Genomic DNA, 19,092 nt, shown 5'->3' on the forward strand with positions numbered 1-19,092 from the left:
AGCGAAAACGGCTAATGCCTGCGCGGCCTCGGCATGGGTCATGCCGAGGCCCGATCACTATCCCAACGCCTCCCGCACCTTCGAATCGAGCCCCTCCCCCGCATGGGCCTCGCTCCATTCGCTCAACTGCCGGCGCATCGCTGGGGTCCAGAAACTCTGCAAGTGCTGCCTCACCCCCTGCACCGCCAGCGCCCGGTCCGGCTCGCTGTCGAAGTAGTGGGCGATCTGGTTGGCCATCTTGACCAGGTTGTCACTGCTCATCGGCGGACCTCGGCTTTTTCCTGTCCTTCGACCTGGCGTCGCTCCTTGAGCAAGCGCTGCTGTTCGTCACTGAAATGCTGATAGCGCTTCTGCCATTCAGAGGGCTGGAACACCCGCACCACCTCAACCGCCGTGACTTTGTACTCGGGGCAGTTGGTGGCCCAGTCGGAGTTGTCGGTGGTGATCACGTTGGCACCGGACTCGGGGAAGTGGAAGGTGGTGTACACCACGCCCGGCGCCACCCGCGCACTGACCCGCGCACGCAATACGCTCTGCCCCGCACGGCTGCCCACGCCAACCCAGTCGCCGTCGCGGATGCCGCGGCTTTCGGCATCGCTGGCGTGGATCTCCAGGCGATCCTCATCGTGCCAGGCAACGTTGTGGGTGCGACGGGTCTGGGCGCCGACGTTGTATTGGCTGAGGATGCGGCCGGTGGTCAGCAACAACGGATAACGGGCATTGACCTTCTCGTCGGTGGGTACATAACCGGTGAGCATGAATCGCCCCTTGCCGCGCACGAACTGGTCGATGTGCATGGTCGGGGTGCCGTCGGGCGCGGCTTCGTTGCACGGCCATTGCAGGCTGCCATGGCGGTCGATCTCCGCGTAGCTGACGCGGTGGAAGCTCGGCGTCAGGCGGGCGATCTCGTCCATGATCTCGGACGGATGCCGGTAGTCCATGCGGTAGCCCAAGGCATTGGCCAGGGCCACGGTCGCCTCCCAGTCGGCCTTGCCGGCCAGCGGCTCCATCACCTTGCGCACCCGCGAGATGCGGCGTTCGGCGTTGGTGAAGGTACCGTCCTTTTCCAGGAACGAGCTGCCCGGCAGGAACACATGGGCGAACTTGGCGGTTTCGTTGAGGAAGATGTCCTGCACCACCACGCACTCCATGGCCATCAGTGCCGCAGTGACGTGCTGGGTGTTCGGGTCACTCTGGGCGATATCCTCGCCCTGGCAGTACAGCGCCTTGAAGCTGCCATCGAGCGCGGCCTCGAACATGTTGGGAATGCGCAGACCAGGATCAGGCTGCAAGGTAACGCCCCAGGCCTGCTCGAATTCACTGCGCACGGTCTCGTTGGAGATATGCCGGTAGCCCGGCAATTCGTGGGGGAAGGAGCCCATGTCGCACGAGCCCTGGACGTTGTTCTGACCACGCAACGGATTGACGCCCACGCCTTCGCGACCGATGTTGCCGGTTGCCATGGCCAGGTTGGCGATGCCCATCACCGCCGTGCTGCCCTGGCTGTGTTCGGTGACGCCCAGGCCATAGTAGATCGCCGCATTGCCAGCGCCCGCGTACAACCGTGCCGCCTCGCGGATCTGCTCGGCAGGCACGCCGCAGATCGGCCCAAGCGCCTCGGGTGAGTTCTCGGCCAGGCTGACGAACTCACGCCAACGCGTGAACTCGGCACTCTCGCAGCGCGCGTCGATGAAGGCCTGGTCGAGCAGCCCTTCATCGACGATCACATGGGCCAAGGCATTGAGCATGGCGACGTTGGTGCCCGGACGCAGCTGCAGGTGCAGCTCGGCGCGGGCGTGAGGCGAGTCGACCAGGTCGATGCGGCGCGGGTCGATGACGATCAGCCGCGCGCCCTGGCGCAGGCGGCGCTTGAGCTGCGAGCCGAACACCGGGTGAGCGTCGGTCGGGTTGGCGCCGATCACCAGGATCACGTCGGCCTGCATGACCGAGTCGAAGCTCTGGGTGCCGGCCGATTCGCCCAGGGTCTGCTTCAGGCCATAACCGGTCGGCGAATGGCAGACCCGCGCGCAGGTGTCGACGTTGTTGTTGCCGAAGGCGGCACGCACCAGCTTCTGCACCAGATAGGCTTCTTCGTTGGTGCAACGGCTGGAGGTGATACCGCCGATCGAGTCGCGTCCGTACTTGAGCTGGATGCGTCGGAACTCACTGGCGGCATAGGCCAGCGCCTCATCCCAACTGACTTCCTGCCATGGGTCTTCAAGGCGCTTGCGGATCATCGGCGTGGTGATGCGATCCGGGTGGGTGGCGTAGCCCCAGGCGAAGCGCCCCTTGACGCAGGCGTGACCGTGGTTGGCGCCGCCGTTCTTGTCCGGGACCATGCGCACCAGTTGATCGCCCTTCATCTCGGCGCGGAACGAGCAGCCCACCCCGCAATAGGCGCAGGTGGTGATCACCGCACGCTCCGGCTGGCCGAGCTGGACCAAACTCTTCTCAGTCAGGGTCGCTGTCGGGCAGGCCTGCACGCAGGCGCCGCACGACACGCACTCGGAGGCGAGGAAATTCTCGCCACCGGCCGCTGCCACCCGCGACTCGAAGCCTCGACCACTGATGGTCAGGGCGAAGGTGCCCTGAATGTCTTCGCAGGCACGCACACAGCGGCTGCAGACGATGCACTTGCTGGGCTCGTAGTCGAAGTACGGGTTGGAGACGTCCTTGGCCTCGTCAAGATGGTTGGCGCCGTCATAGCCATAGCGCACCTCGCGCAGGCCCACCTGGCCGGCGACCGTTTGCAACTCGCAGTTGCCATTGGCCGAGCAGGTCAGGCAGTCCAGCGGGTGATCGGAGATGTACAGCTCCATGACATTGCGCCGCAGGCCGGCCAGGCGCGGCGTCTGGGTGCGCACCACCATGCCTTCGCTGACCGGCGTGGTGCATGAAGCCGGATAACCACGCATACCGTCGATCTCGACCATGCACATGCGGCACGAGCCGAAGGCTTCGAGGCTGTCGGTGGCGCACAGCTTGGGGATGCTGGTGCCCAGCAGCGCGGCGGCGCGCATCACCGAGGTGCCTGCGGGGACGCTGATCGCACGGCCGTCGATGTTCAGGCTGACCTGCAGCTCACTGTCGCGGGCAGGCGTGCCCAGGTCGATGTCGCTGTTGGCGGGGTCGAAATAGTGGATCATTGTGCGGCCTCCGAGCTGGCCAGACCGAAATCGGCGGGGAAGTGCTTGAGGGCGCTGGCCACCGGGTAAGCGGTCATCCCGCCCATGGCGCACAGCGAGCCGTACTGCATCGTGTCGCACAAATCGCGCAGCAGGTGCGCCTGGTCTTCGCGCGCAGCAGGGTCGCTGCTGGCGATCAGGCGATCCACCACCTCCATGCCGCGGGTCGACCCGATGCGGCAGGGCGTGCACTTGCCGCAGGATTCCTCGGCGCAGAACTGCAGGGCGAAACGCGCCATGCCGGCCATGTTAAGCGTGTCGTCGGCGACTACCACACCACCATGGCCGATCATCGCGCCGATGGCAGCGAAGGCCTCGTAGTCCAGCGGCGTATCGAACTGCGACGGCGGCACCCAGGCACCCAGCGGGCCACCGACCTGCGCAGCTTTCAGCGGACGACCACTGGCGGTACCCCCGCCATACCCCTCGACCAGCTCACGCAGGGTCAGGCCAAAGGCACGCTCGACCAACCCGCCCTGGCGCACGTTGCCCGCCAGTTGGAACGGCAACGTGCCCAGCGAACGGCCCATGCCAAAGTCGCGATAGAACGCTGCACCTCTTGCCAGGATGATCGGCACAGAAGCCAAGGTCAGGACGTTATGCACCAGCGTCGGCTGGCCGAACAGGCCCTCGAGCGCCGGCAGCGGCGGCTTGGCGCGCACGATGCCGCGCTTGCCTTCGATCGACTCCAGCAGCGCCGTTTCCTCGCCGCAAATATAAGCACCAGCCCCCACACGCACTTCGAGCTCGAAGGCCACGCCGCTGCCGGTGACGTCCAGATAACCGGCCTCGCGCGCCAGCATGACGGCCTCGTCGAGCACTCGAATGGCGTCCGGGTATTCGGAGCGCACATAGATATAGCCCTTGCTAGCGCCAACCGCGAGGCCGGCGATGATCATGCCTTCGATCAGCAGGAACGGATCGCCTTCCATCAGCATGCGGTCGGCAAAGGTGCCGGAGTCGCCTTCGTCGGCGTTGCAGACGATGTACTTCTGCCCGGCCGGTGCCTGGCGCACGGTGCGCCATTTGATACCCGCTGGAAACGCAGCCCCGCCTCGGCCACGCAGGCCGGAATCCAGAACCGCGGCAACCACTGCATCGCCGTCCATCAATGCAGCCTTGCGCAAGCCCTCGAAGCCCCCATGGGCTTGATAGTCGTCCAGCGAACATGGCCGGGTGATGCCTGCGCGGGCAAACAGCAGGCGCTGCTGGGTCTTCAGGTAAGGGATCTGTTCGACAGGGCCCAATGCCAGTGGATGCTCAGCCCCTTTGTCCAGGGCCTCCAGAAGGCCCGGCACGTCTTCGGGCATGACCGGTCCGAAGCCCAGGCGCCCTTCGGCGCTTTCCAGCTCCAGCAATGGCTCGAGCCAATACAGGCCACGCGAGCTGGTGCGCTGGATCTGCAGCGGCAGTTGCCGCTTCGCGGCCTCACGTTCGAACGCCTCGGCGAGCTGGTCGGCGCCCACTGCGCGAGCCAGCGAATCGCAGGAAATACACAGCTTGATCATGCGCCCGCCTCCACCCTGCAGCTGTTCACCAAAGCCTGCAGACGCTCGGGCGTGAGCCGCGCATGCACCTGCCCGTCCAGCTCCAGCGCTGGCGAGCAGGCGCAAGCGCCGAGGCAGTACACCGGGCGCAGACTCAACGCTCCATCTGCAGTGGTGCCATGGTCGTCCAGCCCAAGCTGTTCGCGCAGCTGCGCGGCCAGGGCTTCGGCGCCGCGGCTCTGGCACGACTCGGCGCGGCACAGGCGCAGGGTATGGCGTGCCGGGGGCGAAGTGCGGAAATCATGGTAGAAGCTGATCACCCCACGCACCTCGGCGAGGCTGAGGTTCAGCGCATGGGCGATCTCGGGGACTGCTTCATCGGGTACATGGCCCAGGCCTTGCTGGATGGCGTGGAGGATCGGCAACAGCGCGCCGGGCACCTCCTTGTGGTTGTCCAGCACACGCTGGATCAAGGGCAGGTCAAGCGTCTCTTCAGGCATACAGCGGACCTCGGCAACCCGGATCCGCCCGAAGGTGCGGGCAGGTGTCCGGCGGTGTTCTGCTGTGGCGTTCCGGGCCTGTCACGGTCACAGGATCACGGTCGCCCTCCTCGTCCAAGCCGGTGCGTCTGTGCGCACTCGGTCCTCGGACATCCTGATAAGAATGGCACCGTTGGCCGAAAACGATAGCGCGCAAGCGACAGGGCACATCCTGAAACCGACGCATGCGAGACTGCACATAAGCTCACCTCCACAAGCGCAGTGCCAATCCGGGAAAGATAGTTACGAGTAATTTCACAACATTTCACTTAGTTAATAGCTTGCCGATAACAATGGCGATTTACCAAACAACACTTCACTTGACAGGCAACTAAATTCACAACTTCCGCCGCGGCAATCACATCATTTAGCAAACGCGTGAAAACGATAGTGAACTCACGCTTCGCACGTTTATTTTACAATTTGAAACAAATATGACTTATTGCCTCCTTATCGTCGGAATCCTCCTGTATCACTAGGTCCGGCCCCATGAAAACCTCGAACACCGACGCCCCTGGCACAACGTCCTCGGACAATCCCCTCGCCCGCTTCGAAACTGCGGTCACCCGCTCGCTTTCCAACTTCAAGGACACGCCAGACCCCACGCCGGCCGGCAACAAACGCTTCGTCGTCGCCGCCGCGGTCGACAACAAGAAGGAAGCGGAAATCGCCGCCGCACTGGCCACTAACGACCCGGAAGTCATCAAGCACCTCAACGATCCCAACCTCGCCGATATCGGCAACACCGGCATCCCGCTGGCCAACATCGCCTCGATCACCAAGCTCTCCGACAACGTCCTGGACCTCAAGACCCGCGACGGCCGCGACATCGTCATCATCAAGCAGATGACCCCCTACCTGTTCGACGGCATGGCCAGCAAGACCGACGCCGTGGACGCCCTGAACAAGAGCAAGGCCGAGGGCTATCGCATCGCCCAGGCCGGCGATGTGCCACCGGGCATGGACGACTACAAGTTCATCGGCCCTGCCGACGAGGTCGGCCCCGGCCTGATTCGCTACGAAACCCAGTCCGGCGACAAGGTGATCGTCGCCAACGAGACCAACCATGCCCTGTTCGACCAGGTGAAGTCCGACGGCGAAGCCCTCACCCTGATCAACAAGAGCGAGCAGGAAGGCTATCGCCTGGCCAGGGCCGACGAGCCCGCCGATGGCATCAAGGCCATCGGTACGCCCGAGGAACTGGGCCACGGCCTGATTCGCTACGAAACCGAAAGCGGCGAGAAGATCATCGTCTCCCAAGGCATCAGCCCGGATCTCTATGCCTCGATGAGCAAGGCGTCCAACGGCATCTTCGGTGTCGACGGCGCGGTCGACACCAGCTGGATCGACAACTCCAAGTACGCCAGCGGTGTGCGCGACTGGGACACCATCACCGGCAACAAGGGCGGCGACAAGCCCACCCAGGCCGAAAAAGACCTGGAGCGTCCGCGCGCCGCATCCAAGATGCTCAGCGATAACTGGGACAAATGGGGCCTTCACGACCGCAAGATCGACTTCGCCAACCCACCCAGCGACCTGCCGCCCGAGGCGCAGGCCACGCTCAAGTACCTGGCGGGCAGCCCGAGCCTGATGAACGCCCTGGACAGCGGCGGCCTGGGCAAGAGCGATGGCGTCATCACCCACGCCGATGTCGACAAGTTCATCAGCCAGCAGAACAAGGACCTGTCGGCTGCCTCCTCTTCCTATTCGAAGTTCCTCTCGAAAAACCCGGGCGCCTCCGACCTGGCCAAGGAAAACGCCAAGTCCGCAGCCATCGTCATGGCCAACATCTCGCTGGTCAGCAGCGCCGGCCCGCAGATGGAAGGCGCCAACCAGCGCGCCAACAACGGTAGCCTGACCACCGACAACCTAAACGCGATCAAGTCCGACAGCGGCCTGAGCCCCGAGCTGACAGGCGCTGCCGGTTACTGGTCCAACCCAGGCATGTGGCACGTGATGGACTCGGCGGGCGACCACCCCGCGACCGCCTCCTCCGACGGCATCGTCCAGCAGAAGAACATCGGCGCCTGGCTGGAAAACCAGGCGCCGAAGGACGACCACGGCGTGCTGATGATGCTCAGCAACGCCTCGATTCGCGGCTCTCTGGCGGGCGTGGACACCTCCAAGCTGACCAAGGACGTGCTCGAGCACCCCGAGAACTACGACGGCAAGACCAAGGCCGCGGCCATGCTGGAGATCACTGACGCACGTGCGCGCCTGCAGGCCAGCGACAAGGTCGACGGCGACCTGTATGCCGGCATCACCGCCGACAGCCAGTACCACCTCAACCCGACCAAGTCCAAGGTCATGAAGCAACTGGACGATGCCATCTCCAAGCTGGGCAACGACGCGGACGTCAAGGCCTACATGGCAGCAAACCAGGGCCCGGGCATGCGCGACATCATCAACGCCGACCCGGCGATGAAGAAAGCGCTGCAGCACAGCCAGGACAGCCAGATCAACAGCGGCAACATCATCAACACCGCCCTGGCCACCAAGGACGCCAATGGCAACCCCTTGTCGCTGCCCGACGCCCTGGCCCTGGCCGGCACCGATGCCACCCTGACCGACCTGGCCCTGGGCGGCGACGGCAACATCGACCTGGCATCGATCGCCGACAAGTCGGGCAAGTCCGGGGATATCGAGCAGTATTTCCGCGAGCACACCCTCAACGGCAAGGACCTGGAGGACGGCCTGTCCAAGGGCGGCGACCCGATGACCGTCATCGGCCAGTACGCCTCCAATGCCGCGCTGTTCAAAGAGTTCCTGGGCGACAAGGTGACGCCGCAGGAGGCCTCCGAGGTCGGCCAGCGCATCAACCAGGCGGTGTCCGATTCGCTGATCGACGGTGCCGACAAGAATACGCTCAAGGATATCTTTGGCGACGGCAACGGCAACTTCGATGAAAACAAGGCCAAGGCCATCATCGACAAGGCCATGGCCGACGATCCAGACATGTTCAAGGACTCCAGCGGTGCGCCGATCCGCCCGCAGGATGTGATCTCGATGCTGCGCTCGGTGTGGGACACCAACCGCCAGGGCGAGAAGATCAGCGACGTCCTGCCCAAGTCGATCGACGGTCTGAAGCTCAATGTCAGCGAGTCCTACAAGCAAGGCCTGCTGCACATCGGCAGCGCCCTGCTCGCCGGTGGTGTGCTGGCCGCACGTTCCGCCACCGGTGGCAACAGCCCGACCGACAACGCCTCGCGGGTTTCGGCAGGCATGCAGTTCGCCGGCCTGATCATCGAGGGCGGTACCAAGTACGCCAAGGAAGCCGGTTATGGCATGGTCTGGAAACCCACCCCGGTCGATCCATCCAAACCCGCGCCGATCGGCGAGTTCCCGACCGGCAACATGGTGCAGAACACCGACGGTATCAACCGCCTGGGCAACCTAGGCAAGGTCATCGGCGGTGCGGGCAGCTTCATCGGCGGCGTGCTGGGCCTGATCAGCGGCGTCAACAGCGCCTTCGCCGGTGACAAGGTCGGGGCCGGCTTCTCGCTGACCACCGGCGCGCTGGGTACAGGTGCAGCGATCACCTCGATCATCGAAGGCGGTGCGGGGCTGTTTGGCCTGGCCGATGTCGGCGCCATCGCCGGTGCCTTCTCCGGCGTGTTGGGCTGGGCCACGGCGGGGATCGGGCTGGTGGCAGGGATCGTGCTGCCGATCATCGAAGTGGCCAAGCGCGAGAAGATGCAGGACCAGTTCTTCGGCGAACTCAAGCCGGTGCTGGACAAGTACGACCTCACCGGCGGACCGATTACCAAGGAGGATCGCGACGAGGAGTACAACTTCGCCTACGGCTGAGGCAAGGCTGCCCGCGCCTGCAGCCCCGCGATACAGGGTTCTCAAAACCTGCGCGGACCTTGTGGGAGCGGGCTTGCCCGCGAAAAAGACACCGCGCTCCCTGGCACGGGCTACGCCCGTGTTCTCGGGACAAACCGGGCCGCCGAACCGCCGCTACCCTCCACTACACCCTCAGAAAATTCCGAATCTCTCCGCCAATACTTCAGCTTAAGGCCACCTGGGAATTATCCTACGCAGCACGCAGCCGTTTCTCTGTTGTTGAAGATAAGCATCAGGGCTAATTTCCCCGGGTCGTCCCTATGGCGACCGGGGGTGAGAGCCCGGCTTTACTGAAGAGTTGGCGGCACTGCTATGGCAGCAGTGCGTGGGCAGGCTTCTGCCTGGCCGGTTTTTGCTAACTCTCGCCGGTCTCTCACCCCACGCACCGCTGCCACCCTTGTCCTGTGAGAGGGATGATGAAGGTGGCTACTTTGCTTAATGGGAGTTAGCCATGAAAAAGATCGTCCCCGATCCACCCCGCCTCAAACTCGTCAACAACCTCTACTTCTCCATCCATTCCGACCTCATTCCGCCCGACGCCTTGGCTCACGCCAGCGAACTGTTGCGCGGCGTCAGCGAAACCCTCGACGAACACTGCCGGGCCCTGGCCGGTACTCCTGGCCTGAACATGCTCGCCAACGCAGCGCACGCCGCAGAAACGGCTCGCGCCTTGATCGAACATGCACTGAGGCGGATGTGAAAGAGGTTCGCTGATGAATGAAGGCACCACACCCGGCATCGCCACTGCGCTAGGGATTTTCCGCGTGCAACCCGGCATTCCCGTCGGCCAGGCTTTCGACGAAGTCTCGCTACTACTGGGATGCGTGCGCGACCTGAGCGAAATGGGTGATGAATCAATCACGCCTGCGGCCATGGTCGCCCTGAGGTATCTGAGCGCCATGGCCAAAGCATTGATGAACGACCTGGAAGTCGCCAGAAATCAGTCGCCTTGAGTAACCGCCGCGGCCACAAAGCCTGCAATCCACTGCCCGCCCCTGTAGGGGCGGCGGTTCGGCGCCCCGACTTGCCCACGAAGCAGACACCTCGGCAAATGGAACCGGCATGCTGGTCATCGCAGGACAATAACCACTTGATCCTACGCGCGCTTACTTCGCCGCCTCAGACAATTGCTGGATCAATGCCACTGTCAGATAAAGCCTCGGCGCGATGCTCGACAGCTCGATGTACTCGTCATCGGCATGCAATCCCGCTCCAACCACGCCCATGGTTTCAAGCACTGCCGGCTTCTCGCTGCCGGGCACGTAGGCATAGCCCGCATCAGTCCCGAAACGCATGGCGATCGGCTCGATGTTGCGATCGATCTTCGCGTAGAGCGTCTGGGCGGTTTTCGCCAACTGCTCGGAGCCGGCGTTCTTCGCCAACGGCGGGCGGCCCTTGTCGAGGCGCACCGTCACTTCGGTGCCGTCGATGAGTTTTTTCTGCACCAGGCGTTGCGCGTCGGCCAGCACTCGGTCGCTTTCGCTCAGGTCCGAGTAGCGCATGTCCGCCTCGGCCGTGGCGCTGGCGGGAATGATGTTGCGCTTGTCGCCTGCCTTGACCATCGTCCAGTTGACCGTGGTGCCTTTGGCCGGGTCACCGAGGTCCTTCAACTGCAGCATCTGGTGGGCCAGCTCCATGGCGGCATTACGCCCAGCCTCGGGTGCGGAGCCTGCGTGGGAAGACTTGCCTTTCACTTCGAGAAATACGCCATTGATGCCATTGGTCGCGACCGTCACCGCATCCTTGTCCGGTGGCTCGTACGAGAACACGTAGTCATGCTTGCGCGCCAGTTCCGCGATGATCGCCTTCGAGCCGCTGGAGCCGGTTTCCTCATCCGGGTTGAACAGTACGGTCAAGGTGCCGAAGCCTTTGAACTTCTCGTCCTGCAGCAGCTTCAGCGAATGCAGGATCATCGCCACACCACCTTTGGCATCGGCCACGCCAGGCCCATAGGCACGCTCGCCCTCGACCTTGAACGGCCGCTTGGCAGCGGTGCCCGGCAGGAACACCGTGTCGTAGTGGACCATCAGCAGGAACGACTTGCTGCCGGTGCCCTTGAAGGTGCCGACGATATTGTCGCCCGCCGAGGGGCTTGCAGGGCTGGTCTTGACCTCGGCACCCAACGCCTTGAGCCGCTCGACCAGCAGGGCGCTGACGGTTTTCAGCCCCGGCGCCTGGCCAGTTCCGGTATCGACATTGACCAGTTGCTTGACGGTGGCGAGATAGGCCTTCTGCTCGGCTTCGGCCTTTTTCAGTAGAGCGTCGGGAGTCAGGTTGGCGGCAAGGGCGGAAAACGACAGGAATGACAAGGCGATGGCAGCGGCGATCGGTGAGCGTCGGATGGGCATGCGAAGTCCTTTATCAATGCAAGGGGAACCTGCAGCTTTGACCATCGATGGCGCTGGCGCCAGCTTTGTAGACCATTTGATGAAGTGCAGGCCATTGGCCTTGATGCAAGAAACCCCGCGATTGCGGGGCTGGGGATTCAGGCAAAGACCTTGATTGTCAGTGCGGTGATGCCCGCCACTGCTGTCACCAGACCGGTCGCGATGCCGATCGGGTACCAGAAAGTTTCTCGGGTCAATTTGCCTGCTTCGGCATTGAGCTTGCGAGTCTCTGCCATCAGTTTGGCGATTTCGACGTGAATCTTCTCCGCTTCGGCTTGGGGCATGTCGTATGGATGCATGAGTCTTCCCTTCGGATGTGGGCTGTTTGTGGGTTTCGACATGGCGCGGGTTGGTTGGGACGAATAACTTATCTTAAGGCGAACGTTCGGCAAAATCAGCTGGGAGCTACCCAAGCCGTAGGTTGTTTCGCAGGCAATGGTTCCATACCGGACTGACCACCGGGGCCGCGGCAAGCAAGGCTATACAGGCAAATACGTGGTGCTCTTGGTAAACTGGCGCCTTGAACGCCTCCTGTCGCTGTTTTGTTGGTACAGCGCCCCGAGCGAAGGGTACAACGCGACAAAATTGTTGGTAATCGGTACTGAATACGTTGAACGAACGCACTGCTTCACAAGCCTCAAACCCACAAACCACGCGCCCTGAACCCTCCCGCCGGTTCAGCGTTGCACCGATGATGGATTGGGCGCATATATCTCACAGGCCTTTATTCTCGTACCACGCAGCACTGGTGTAGCGGTTAAGTACCAATTTTGTACCACCCAACCCCTTCAATTTGACCAGCCATCTTGCAATGCTGGATGACGAGGCGGGTTGGCCGCTGTTCGGCATTCACAAAACGTCAAGGCCTCCACATTGCCCCTCTCATAGCTAATTGCTATCTTAACTTTTTGACACCCAAGCGACAGAGCTAGACTCCTTACCAACCGAAAACTCGCAGATACAAGTGCTAACTCCGCACAGTCGAAATGGTTCTGCATAGGTGATTAACTTCTCTTTACATCCGACATAAAGGACTTGTAACGTGGCTGGAAATCGCAAAGTCATCAGTTTTTTTTCTTGCGTCCCCTGGCGACTTGGACGAAGAGCGAAAAATTGTAAAAAACGTCATTGATGATCTGAATCTGATGTTTGGTGCTAAGCTTAGCATCTTCATAGAACTCGTCGGCCGGGAAGATACAGGATCAAAAATAGGCCGACCTCAAGCACTAATTAACAAGGAGCTTGAGCGCTGCGACGTATTCATCGGCCTCATTTGGAAGAGGTGGGGCACACCACCCGATACCGAAGGAAAGTTCTCTTCAGGGTTCGAAGAAGAGTTTTACGTGGCATCAGAAAGTCATAGAAAAGATAAAAAACCTCTAATGAGCTTGTTTTTTAAAGAGGTAGAGCAACAGCTGCTGACCGACCCAGGCGAGCATCTCCAAAAGGTAATAAAATTCAGAAAGAAAATAATAGACGAAAAAAAAATTCTGTTCGAAACCTTCAAGGGAAAAGAAGATCTAGAAAGGCTTGTGCGCAGATGCATAACCAAGTACGCACTAGAACACATTGAGTTTACCACGCCAGACACTCTTGAAGCGCAAAACCCCGAACAGAGTGACAAACCCACAAAGACAGGGAATGGACCTTTCCCGACTTTAAGCGCAAATTTCATAAAAGATCTTCTTACGAGGACCGTAACGAACGATGAGCAACCCAAGCTAAAGCCTTTTGAGGTAGCGCGATTTAGGCTGGTAGCATCTTCAGTCGGCGATAGCACCAATGATACCACTTACATTGGCGCTCACGATGCCAACCTTTTATTTAAATATCGGGCCGAGTGCAATTTTGAATTTTCGGAAGTTCTACACTTAATCCTTGCAGGCGCCAAAAATCTCGGCCATGAGAACATGCCATTCTGGCATTGGCTTACACTAGCCACTAACCCAGCAATCGACCTCAGCTTTCTAACGTGGATGTTCCCTGACAATGAAGCTGTAACAAAAAGTTCAATTATCGACCTGATGACATTAACAGGCACAGAAATCAAAAGCGACGAACACTTCAAAAGAGCAGACTACCTCAGCGACTGGCTTAACTCAAAGACCAAAATTCCCACCCGAAACGCCGCCTTAAAATATTTGGCCAAATACGGTAAAACAGAAGACCTGGATCTAATAAAAGCTGTAATCGACGAGAACGAATCACAGAGCATTACTCCAGCAAATGAAGCCTACATATCTATCAAACTTCGTGACGGAGCAGATGCCGCAATAGAGTCCGCTCAAGCTCTGCAACCCGCCGCACTTAGCACTAAACTCGTCGACGATATATTCGAAAACCCAGGCGCAATATCTAATCTTCGCCTAGAACAGGCTATAGAAAATCGCAATAGTAATATTAGACGCAAGGCCCTTAAACTTGCCGTAACCAGAAAGATCATTAGCCTTGAGAAAGCTGACGAACTGAGACTAGACCCAGACGTAAAAATTCGACTACTGGCACTTGAAGCACTCAACAGCCACAATGTAAAGATTGGCGAAAATGAGGCTAAAGCATTACTCATGTCGGATACAAACAAGCCAACCCAGGAAGAAACTGAAGCCTGGGACAAATATCGCCCCCTTGCGATGCAAAGCATAAGCGACAATGAACTATTAAGTAGAGCAGAGCGCGAATCACCCCTGGTGATAAGCTCTTACATTGAATATTACCGCCGAAACAAAAACAGACTTCGCAAGGAAATCGAGGCAAGGATTGAGGACGGTTTCAAAGCCCACTACGAATCGAGCATACAAGCATGGGCCCGGCATTACAACCGCGAACTCAGCACTGCCAAGGAAAACTTTGCCTCGCTTGAAGAATTCATGATCACTCGCATTAAACGCGCCACGCTTACTCTTCTAATAGAAAGCAACAGCAAAGTAGACCTTTTTGTAGTCCGACGATTACTAGAAGACACAGCAATAAAACCAACTGATGAAGATATTCAATATTTCTGGCATGCTGGTGAATGGCAAGATATCCCACGAGTTATTTCTTTATCACAACGCATCCGCAGCTCAACAAGCCTCCTAGGCCAAGTAATGACAGAAAAAACACTGCAAACAACTGTTAAAGTCATAATGAAGCTTGCGCGAAACCGAGCAGCTGAAATACTTGAAATAAGCTGTCCCGCACAAATACGCCAACATCTTATTTCTTCAATGCCCGACAAGGACTTTGTCAACCTCGGACTGGGGCGTTTAAAAGCGCTATTGCAGGATGAAGATAGCGGCATAAGAAAACACTGCGCATTGAAGTGTTGCAAGACCCTCCCGCGAAAAACACTCAAGGAGATTTTTGAGGAACACATGAGGTCTCCAACCACCTATTACAACGTCACGCACTGGCTCGACTTCGGAGTTTCAGCAAAAAAAGATCAAATTCGAAATCTGTGCTCCGAGACCTTTATCTGAAAAAGACATATTACCTTTACACAGACCAAACCTTACCGAAACGTGAAATCTCATCAAGGCACCTACACTCGCATACAGCATACCTCCCCGATTGTGCTTGAGTATTAACGTAAAAAAGCGCCCAAACCCTTATGTACTAAGGGCTTGGGCGCTTTTTATCTTTGCGGGGGAGGCCAACAAAAGTCATGGAGGGGCATAGAACAGCGCTCAGTTTGCCCCTTTTTTTGCGCCATGCCCCGCTACCGAACTCGCCACAATTGATCGATCTGCGTGGTATATGACCTACTCATCAGCTCGCGGCGCATACCCCAATCGGGGGCCCTGGGTACACTGCCCGACCTCATTGTCCCTCGCCCATATCGGTCGTTGATCTGGTCCACCACCGACATCAGTCTGTCGCTCGCCACAGGCTGCGTGATCACGAAGAGATCATCCGTGAATTCACCTGGCTGCCGCAAATCGAGCAGCAGCACTTCGGCCTTGCTGTAACGATAGCCCTCCCTGAAAACACGCTCCACCGCGCTTGTCGCCGCCCTGGTGAGCAGCAGCGTATCGTTCGTAGGGTAAGGCAGCTCCACAAGCGCTCCCTGCGCATGGTGCAGCTCATCAGGGTTGAACATGCCAGTACGGATACTCACCCGCATGCGCTTGCATACCGAGCCCTGCGCCCGCAGCTTTTCAGCTGCTCGGCCGGTGTAGGTGGCCACGGCCTGCTTGATCGGGGCAAGATCACTCAGTCGCTTGCCGAACATCCTGCTGCAGCAGATCTCCTGTTTCGGGGGTGCTGCCTCGTCCAGTTCGAGGCAGGGAACGCCAGCCAGCTCGCGCGCGGTCTTCTCCACCACCACGCTGAACTTGTCCCGCAACATGCGCGGATCAGCCTTTGCCAGGTCCATGGCTTTCTGAATCCCCATGCTCCTCAGGTGCTCGGTCATCCGCCGCCCAATACCCCACACCTCCTTGATCTCGGTATTACGCAGCACCCAGTCACGCTCGAAGTCCGTCGTGATATCGACCACGCCGCCCGTGTGCGCCTGCAGCCGCTTTGCGGTGTGGTTGGCGAGCTTCGCGAGGGTCTTGGTGCGGGCGATGCCGACACCGACCGGTATGCCGGTACGCTGCAGCACCTTGGCCCGCACGTCGCGGCCGAACTGGCTCAAGCTGCCCTGCACGCCGGTGAGATCGGCGAAGCATTCGTCGATCGAATAGACCTCAGCCGCAGGCACCATCGATTCGATGATCGACATTACGCGCTCACTCATGTCGCCATACAGCGCGTAATTAGAGGAGAACGCCACCACGCCGTGCCGCTTCAGCCTCTCGCGGCATTGGAAGTACGGTTCTCCCATCTTCACGAACGGTTTGGCGTCGTAGCTGCGCGCGATCACGCAGCCGTCGTTATTGCTCAGTACCACGATAGGTGTCTTAGCCAGATCCGGCCGGAACACGCGTTCGCAGCTCGCGTAGAACGAGTTGCAATCGATCAGCGCAAACACCTGGTCACTGCGCATGATCGCGCACGCTGTAGCGAACCACACCCCAGATGACCAGGTCATCGCCCTCCATCACGTACCGGGGTGGATAGCTGGGGTTCTCGGACAGAAGCATCACCACCCCACCCCGCTTGTGCAGGCGTTTGCAGACAGGCTCAGCGTTGATCGCAGCGATCACGATGTCGCCATGCTCTGCTTCCTTGCTGCGGTCTACGATAAGAAGGTCGCCGGAAAAAATGCCAGCGCCCTGCATGCTGTCACCCTCCACTTGCACCAGGTACACATGGGGCGCCCGTAGCTCGAATAGCTCATCGAGTGAGATGTGACGTTCCAGATGATCCGCCGCTGGTGAGGGGAAGCCTGCGGGCACTCGAAACGAATACACGGGCAGCAATGCAGGGCCACCGGTCGGGACTCCCAGGAAAGTGATGGTCATGAGGGGTTATTCCAGATAAATAACTGTATATATGTACAGTTAACGGTCAGATCGTTCCCCCGTCAACGCCAGGCGTGTGGAAGCCGACGAACGAGCGAGGTGAGATATGTGCGGCCGTTACTCGATCTACGAATCCATGGACAACTACCTCCGGCAGTTGAGCCTCGACCTGGTCGTGATCAATGGCTATGACCACGAGCAGATCAATCGATACAACGTCGCCCCATCCACCCGATTGGAGATAATACGAGCGGTACCAGAAGGGTTGAGGGTAGATCGAGTGAAATGGGGATGGGCGCCGTTTTGGGCGAAGGGGAAGCGTCCTGACCCGATCAATGCGCGGGCAGAAACGGTGGTGACGGGGAAGTTTTTCAAATCACTTTGGCCGAATGGCCGAGCCTTGGCACCGGCGAATGGCTGGTTCGAGTGGATAGCTGATCCTGCGGACCCAAAGCGCAAGCAACCCTACTACATCCAGGCAACGGACGAAGCCCCGCTGTTCTTCGCGGCGCTGGCCGAAGCTCACTCAGCACTTGAACCAGACGAACGGGACGGCTTCGTGATCATCACCGCTGCAGCTGACCAAGGTCTCGTCGATATACACGACCGCAAACCTCTTGTGCTCTCGCCCGAGGTTGCTCGTGAGTGGATCTCGCCAGATACATCAATGGAGCGCGCAGAAGAGATAGTGCGTACCGGTTGCCGAGCCGCAGGTGATTTCAAGTGGCATGCAGTCCGTAAGGATGTAGGCAGTGTCCGCAACCAGGGTCCTGAATTGATATTACCTGCGGATTGATTGAAAGAGCCTCAGCCAGTCCTCGGACAGCTCTTGCGCCTGTCTTGGTACCTGGCTTGAGTTACTTGCGTTCGGGCGAACGCCTGACACTCTTGGTAGACTAGGAGACCTTTTATCTTGAGGCCGATCTGGACGGTATAGCTGACCGTTCCATCGGCCTTTTTCCTTGCTTTGATCGTTGCCATATTTTCCGGTGGCTGAACCCTCCCGCCGGTTCAGCGTTGCACCCATGATTGACTGGACCAGTGCTTCCTGAATACCCAATTTTGCTGGAGTGGTGATAGAAAAGGCGCCCAAGCCCCGGCATATCGGAGCTTGGGCGCCTTTTTTTTGCATTCAGCTATCATCTCACTTCCGCACCTTTCTCAAAAATTTGGTCGAAACATAGCCATCTATCACATACCCCTGATATTCATATGAAACGTAAAGCCAGGTCCTATCTTCTTTACTTAACACAACGACAGGTGCACCAGGAGGCAAAAGCAGTATCACATCGAACTTTGTTCCCGGCCCTTCTCTGAGACGCACGTTCTTGCCTTTGACCAGCCGTATATCGCCCGGCTTTCCGGCGAGATGTGTTCGGACAAAATTTCTTATTTCCGCGAACACTTCAGTTTGCGGGAGCCGAGCATTCAGGTCGACCAAACTTCCACGTGCGCCTTCCCAGTTAATGACCACTAACACTAGTGGGGTTAAGATGTACAACCAAAAAAATAGTGCCCAGGTAGGCACACCTGTGAGGGCTTGGTTCGGGGCAGTCACTAGAGCCGGTTTAACCGGGCCAAGCTCCGCTACTTCCGATAGACTTTGGTCACCACTGGTCTGTAGATCAGCAGACTGCTCTTTAGGAGGTGCGGCGCGATTTGCTAGCTCATCGAGAACTGCGTCAACAGTTACTGCGCCTGTAACCCCCCATCTCTCTAGAGATAAGCTCGACCTCGCACGCCTCTCTAGATTCGGAGAGATTCCCAAAGTTTGAGCCGCGACGACTGCTGCCTTGAAGGATGGACTACTTATCCAAGCGCTGGAAGCCGACTCCAGTGCTTTCAACGCAGGGCTTTCCGCCCAGGCCCTGTTCATCGCCTCGATCGCTTTCAGCGCAGGGCTTTCCGCCCAGGTCCTGCTCATCGCCCCGATAGCTTCCAGCGCAGGGCTTTCCGCCCAGGTCTTGTTCATCGCCTCGATCGCTTTCAGCGCAGGGCTTTCCGCCCAGTTCCTGTTCATCGCCTCGATCGCTTTCAGCGCAGGACTTTCCGCCCAAGGCCTATTCATCGCCTCGATCGCTTTCAGCGCAGGACTTTCCGCCCAGTTCCTGTTCATCGCCTCGATCGCTTTCAGCGCAGGACTTTCCGCCCAAGGCCTATTCATCGCCTCGATTGCTTTTAGCACAGAGTTTTCATCCCGAGAGCTACTCGTCGCTTTGGGAAGTACGTCCTTCTTGCTCAACTGGGACTCTCCTTGCCGA

General features: G+C 59.1%; 14 protein-coding genes. 5 read left to right on the forward strand and 9 right to left on the reverse strand.

Annotated features, from left to right (window positions below; genetic code table 11):
• Positions 1-57: 57 nt before the first annotated feature.
• Genes AB688_RS19560 through AB688_RS19575 form a run of 4 tightly spaced genes read right to left on the reverse strand, consistent with a single transcriptional unit; the run spans position 58 to position 5,172 of the window.
• Positions 58-261: a formate dehydrogenase subunit delta gene (locus AB688_RS19560; protein ID WP_054894270.1), complete on the reverse strand. Its 204-nt coding sequence runs from the start codon at positions 259-261 to the stop codon at positions 58-60.
• A complete protein-coding gene (gene fdhF, locus AB688_RS19565) occupies positions 258-3,146 on the reverse strand; it encodes a formate dehydrogenase subunit alpha (RefSeq protein WP_063545596.1) in 2,889 nt (962 codons plus the stop codon). The genes AB688_RS19560 and fdhF overlap by 4 nt, the downstream gene beginning before the upstream one ends.
• Positions 3,143-4,693, reverse strand: coding sequence for a formate dehydrogenase beta subunit (locus AB688_RS19570; RefSeq protein WP_063545597.1), 1,551 nt, complete (start codon positions 4,691-4,693; stop codon positions 3,143-3,145). The genes fdhF and AB688_RS19570 overlap by 4 nt, the downstream gene beginning before the upstream one ends.
• Entirely contained in the window at positions 4,690-5,172 is a 483-nt protein-coding gene (locus AB688_RS19575; RefSeq protein ID WP_054895549.1) for a formate dehydrogenase subunit gamma, read from the reverse strand. The genes AB688_RS19570 and AB688_RS19575 overlap by 4 nt, the downstream gene beginning before the upstream one ends.
• A gap of 528 nt (positions 5,173-5,700) precedes the next feature.
• Here AB688_RS19575 and AB688_RS19580 point away from each other — a divergent pair.
• The 3 genes from AB688_RS19580 to AB688_RS19590 all read left to right on the forward strand — a co-directional run bounded on the left by AB688_RS19580 (position 5,701) and on the right by AB688_RS19590 (position 10,010).
• Positions 5,701-9,018 (forward strand): type III effector HrpK domain-containing protein, encoded by a 3,318-nt coding sequence (locus AB688_RS19580; RefSeq protein WP_063545598.1) that lies wholly within the window; start codon positions 5,701-5,703, stop codon positions 9,016-9,018.
• 490 nt (positions 9,019-9,508) lie between these two features.
• Positions 9,509-9,757, forward strand: a complete 249-nt coding sequence (locus AB688_RS19585; protein WP_063545599.1) for a hypothetical protein — start codon at positions 9,509-9,511, stop codon at positions 9,755-9,757.
• Between the two features lie 13 nt (positions 9,758-9,770).
• On the forward strand, positions 9,771-10,010 hold the full coding sequence (locus tag AB688_RS19590; RefSeq protein ID WP_063545600.1) for a DUF3077 domain-containing protein: 240 nt from the start codon (positions 9,771-9,773) through the stop codon (positions 10,008-10,010).
• 153 nt (positions 10,011-10,163) lie between these two features.
• Here the strand turns inward: AB688_RS19590 and AB688_RS19595 are convergent, their stop codons facing one another.
• Complete coding sequence (locus AB688_RS19595) at positions 10,164-11,405, reverse strand: M20/M25/M40 family metallo-hydrolase (protein WP_063545601.1); 1,242 nt, start codon at positions 11,403-11,405, stop codon at positions 10,164-10,166.
• Positions 11,406-11,542: 137 nt separating this feature from the next.
• Complete coding sequence (locus tag AB688_RS19600; RefSeq protein ID WP_081255346.1) at positions 11,543-11,728, reverse strand: hypothetical protein; 186 nt, start codon at positions 11,726-11,728, stop codon at positions 11,543-11,545.
• Positions 11,729-12,538: 810 nt separating this feature from the next.
• Here AB688_RS19600 and AB688_RS19605 point away from each other — a divergent pair.
• Complete coding sequence (locus AB688_RS19605) at positions 12,539-14,902, forward strand: DUF4062 domain-containing protein (protein ID WP_196759874.1); 2,364 nt, start codon at positions 12,539-12,541, stop codon at positions 14,900-14,902.
• Between the two features lie 239 nt (positions 14,903-15,141).
• On the opposite strand, the gene AB688_RS19610 is transcribed toward AB688_RS19605, so the two are convergent.
• On the reverse strand, positions 15,142-16,413 hold the full coding sequence (locus AB688_RS19610; protein WP_063545603.1) for a Y-family DNA polymerase: 1,272 nt from the start codon (positions 16,411-16,413) through the stop codon (positions 15,142-15,144).
• Positions 16,403-16,831, reverse strand: a complete 429-nt coding sequence (locus tag AB688_RS19615; protein ID WP_063545604.1) for a LexA family protein — start codon at positions 16,829-16,831, stop codon at positions 16,403-16,405. Before AB688_RS19615 ends, AB688_RS19610 begins: the two co-directional genes overlap by 11 nt.
• Before the next feature lie 106 nt (positions 16,832-16,937).
• Between AB688_RS19615 and AB688_RS19620 the strand changes: the two genes are divergently transcribed.
• A complete protein-coding gene (locus tag AB688_RS19620) occupies positions 16,938-17,627 on the forward strand; it encodes an SOS response-associated peptidase family protein (RefSeq protein ID WP_063545605.1) in 690 nt (229 codons plus the stop codon).
• 348 nt (positions 17,628-17,975) lie between these two features.
• Here the strand turns inward: AB688_RS19620 and AB688_RS26545 are convergent, their stop codons facing one another.
• Positions 17,976-19,073, reverse strand: coding sequence for an SH3 domain-containing protein (locus AB688_RS26545; RefSeq protein ID WP_081255291.1), 1,098 nt, complete (start codon positions 19,071-19,073; stop codon positions 17,976-17,978).
• Between the last annotated feature and the right edge of the window lie 19 nt (positions 19,074-19,092).

The sequence above is a fragment of the Pseudomonas putida genome, from assembly GCF_001636055.1.
Lineage (GTDB): Bacteria > Pseudomonadota > Gammaproteobacteria > Pseudomonadales > Pseudomonadaceae > Aquipseudomonas > Aquipseudomonas machongensis.

Excerpts from the sequence above, each read along its gene's own strand:
- AB688_RS19560 (WP_054894270.1), bottom strand. The coding sequence starts at position 261 with ATGAGCAGTGACAACCTGGTCAAGATGGCCAACCAGATCGCCCACTAC.
- fdhF (WP_063545596.1), bottom strand. The coding sequence starts at position 3,146 with ATGATCCACTATTTCGACCCCGCCAACAGCGACATCGACCTGGGCACG.
- AB688_RS19570 (WP_063545597.1), bottom strand. The coding sequence starts at position 4,693 with ATGATCAAGCTGTGTATTTCCTGCGATTCGCTGGCTCGCGCAGTGGGC.
- AB688_RS19575 (WP_054895549.1), bottom strand. The coding sequence starts at position 5,172 with ATGCCTGAAGAGACGCTTGACCTGCCCTTGATCCAGCGTGTGCTGGAC.
- AB688_RS19580 (WP_063545598.1), top strand. The coding sequence starts at position 5,701 with ATGAAAACCTCGAACACCGACGCCCCTGGCACAACGTCCTCGGACAAT.
- AB688_RS19585 (WP_063545599.1), top strand. The coding sequence starts at position 9,509 with ATGAAAAAGATCGTCCCCGATCCACCCCGCCTCAAACTCGTCAACAAC.
- AB688_RS19590 (WP_063545600.1), top strand. The coding sequence starts at position 9,771 with ATGAATGAAGGCACCACACCCGGCATCGCCACTGCGCTAGGGATTTTC.
- AB688_RS19595 (WP_063545601.1), bottom strand. The coding sequence starts at position 11,405 with ATGCCCATCCGACGCTCACCGATCGCCGCTGCCATCGCCTTGTCATTC.
- AB688_RS19600 (WP_081255346.1), bottom strand. The coding sequence starts at position 11,728 with ATGCCCCAAGCCGAAGCGGAGAAGATTCACGTCGAAATCGCCAAACTG.
- AB688_RS19610 (WP_063545603.1), bottom strand. The coding sequence starts at position 16,413 with ATGCGCAGTGACCAGGTGTTTGCGCTGATCGATTGCAACTCGTTCTAC.
- AB688_RS19615 (WP_063545604.1), bottom strand. The coding sequence starts at position 16,831 with ATGACCATCACTTTCCTGGGAGTCCCGACCGGTGGCCCTGCATTGCTG.
- AB688_RS19620 (WP_063545605.1), top strand. The coding sequence starts at position 16,938 with ATGTGCGGCCGTTACTCGATCTACGAATCCATGGACAACTACCTCCGG.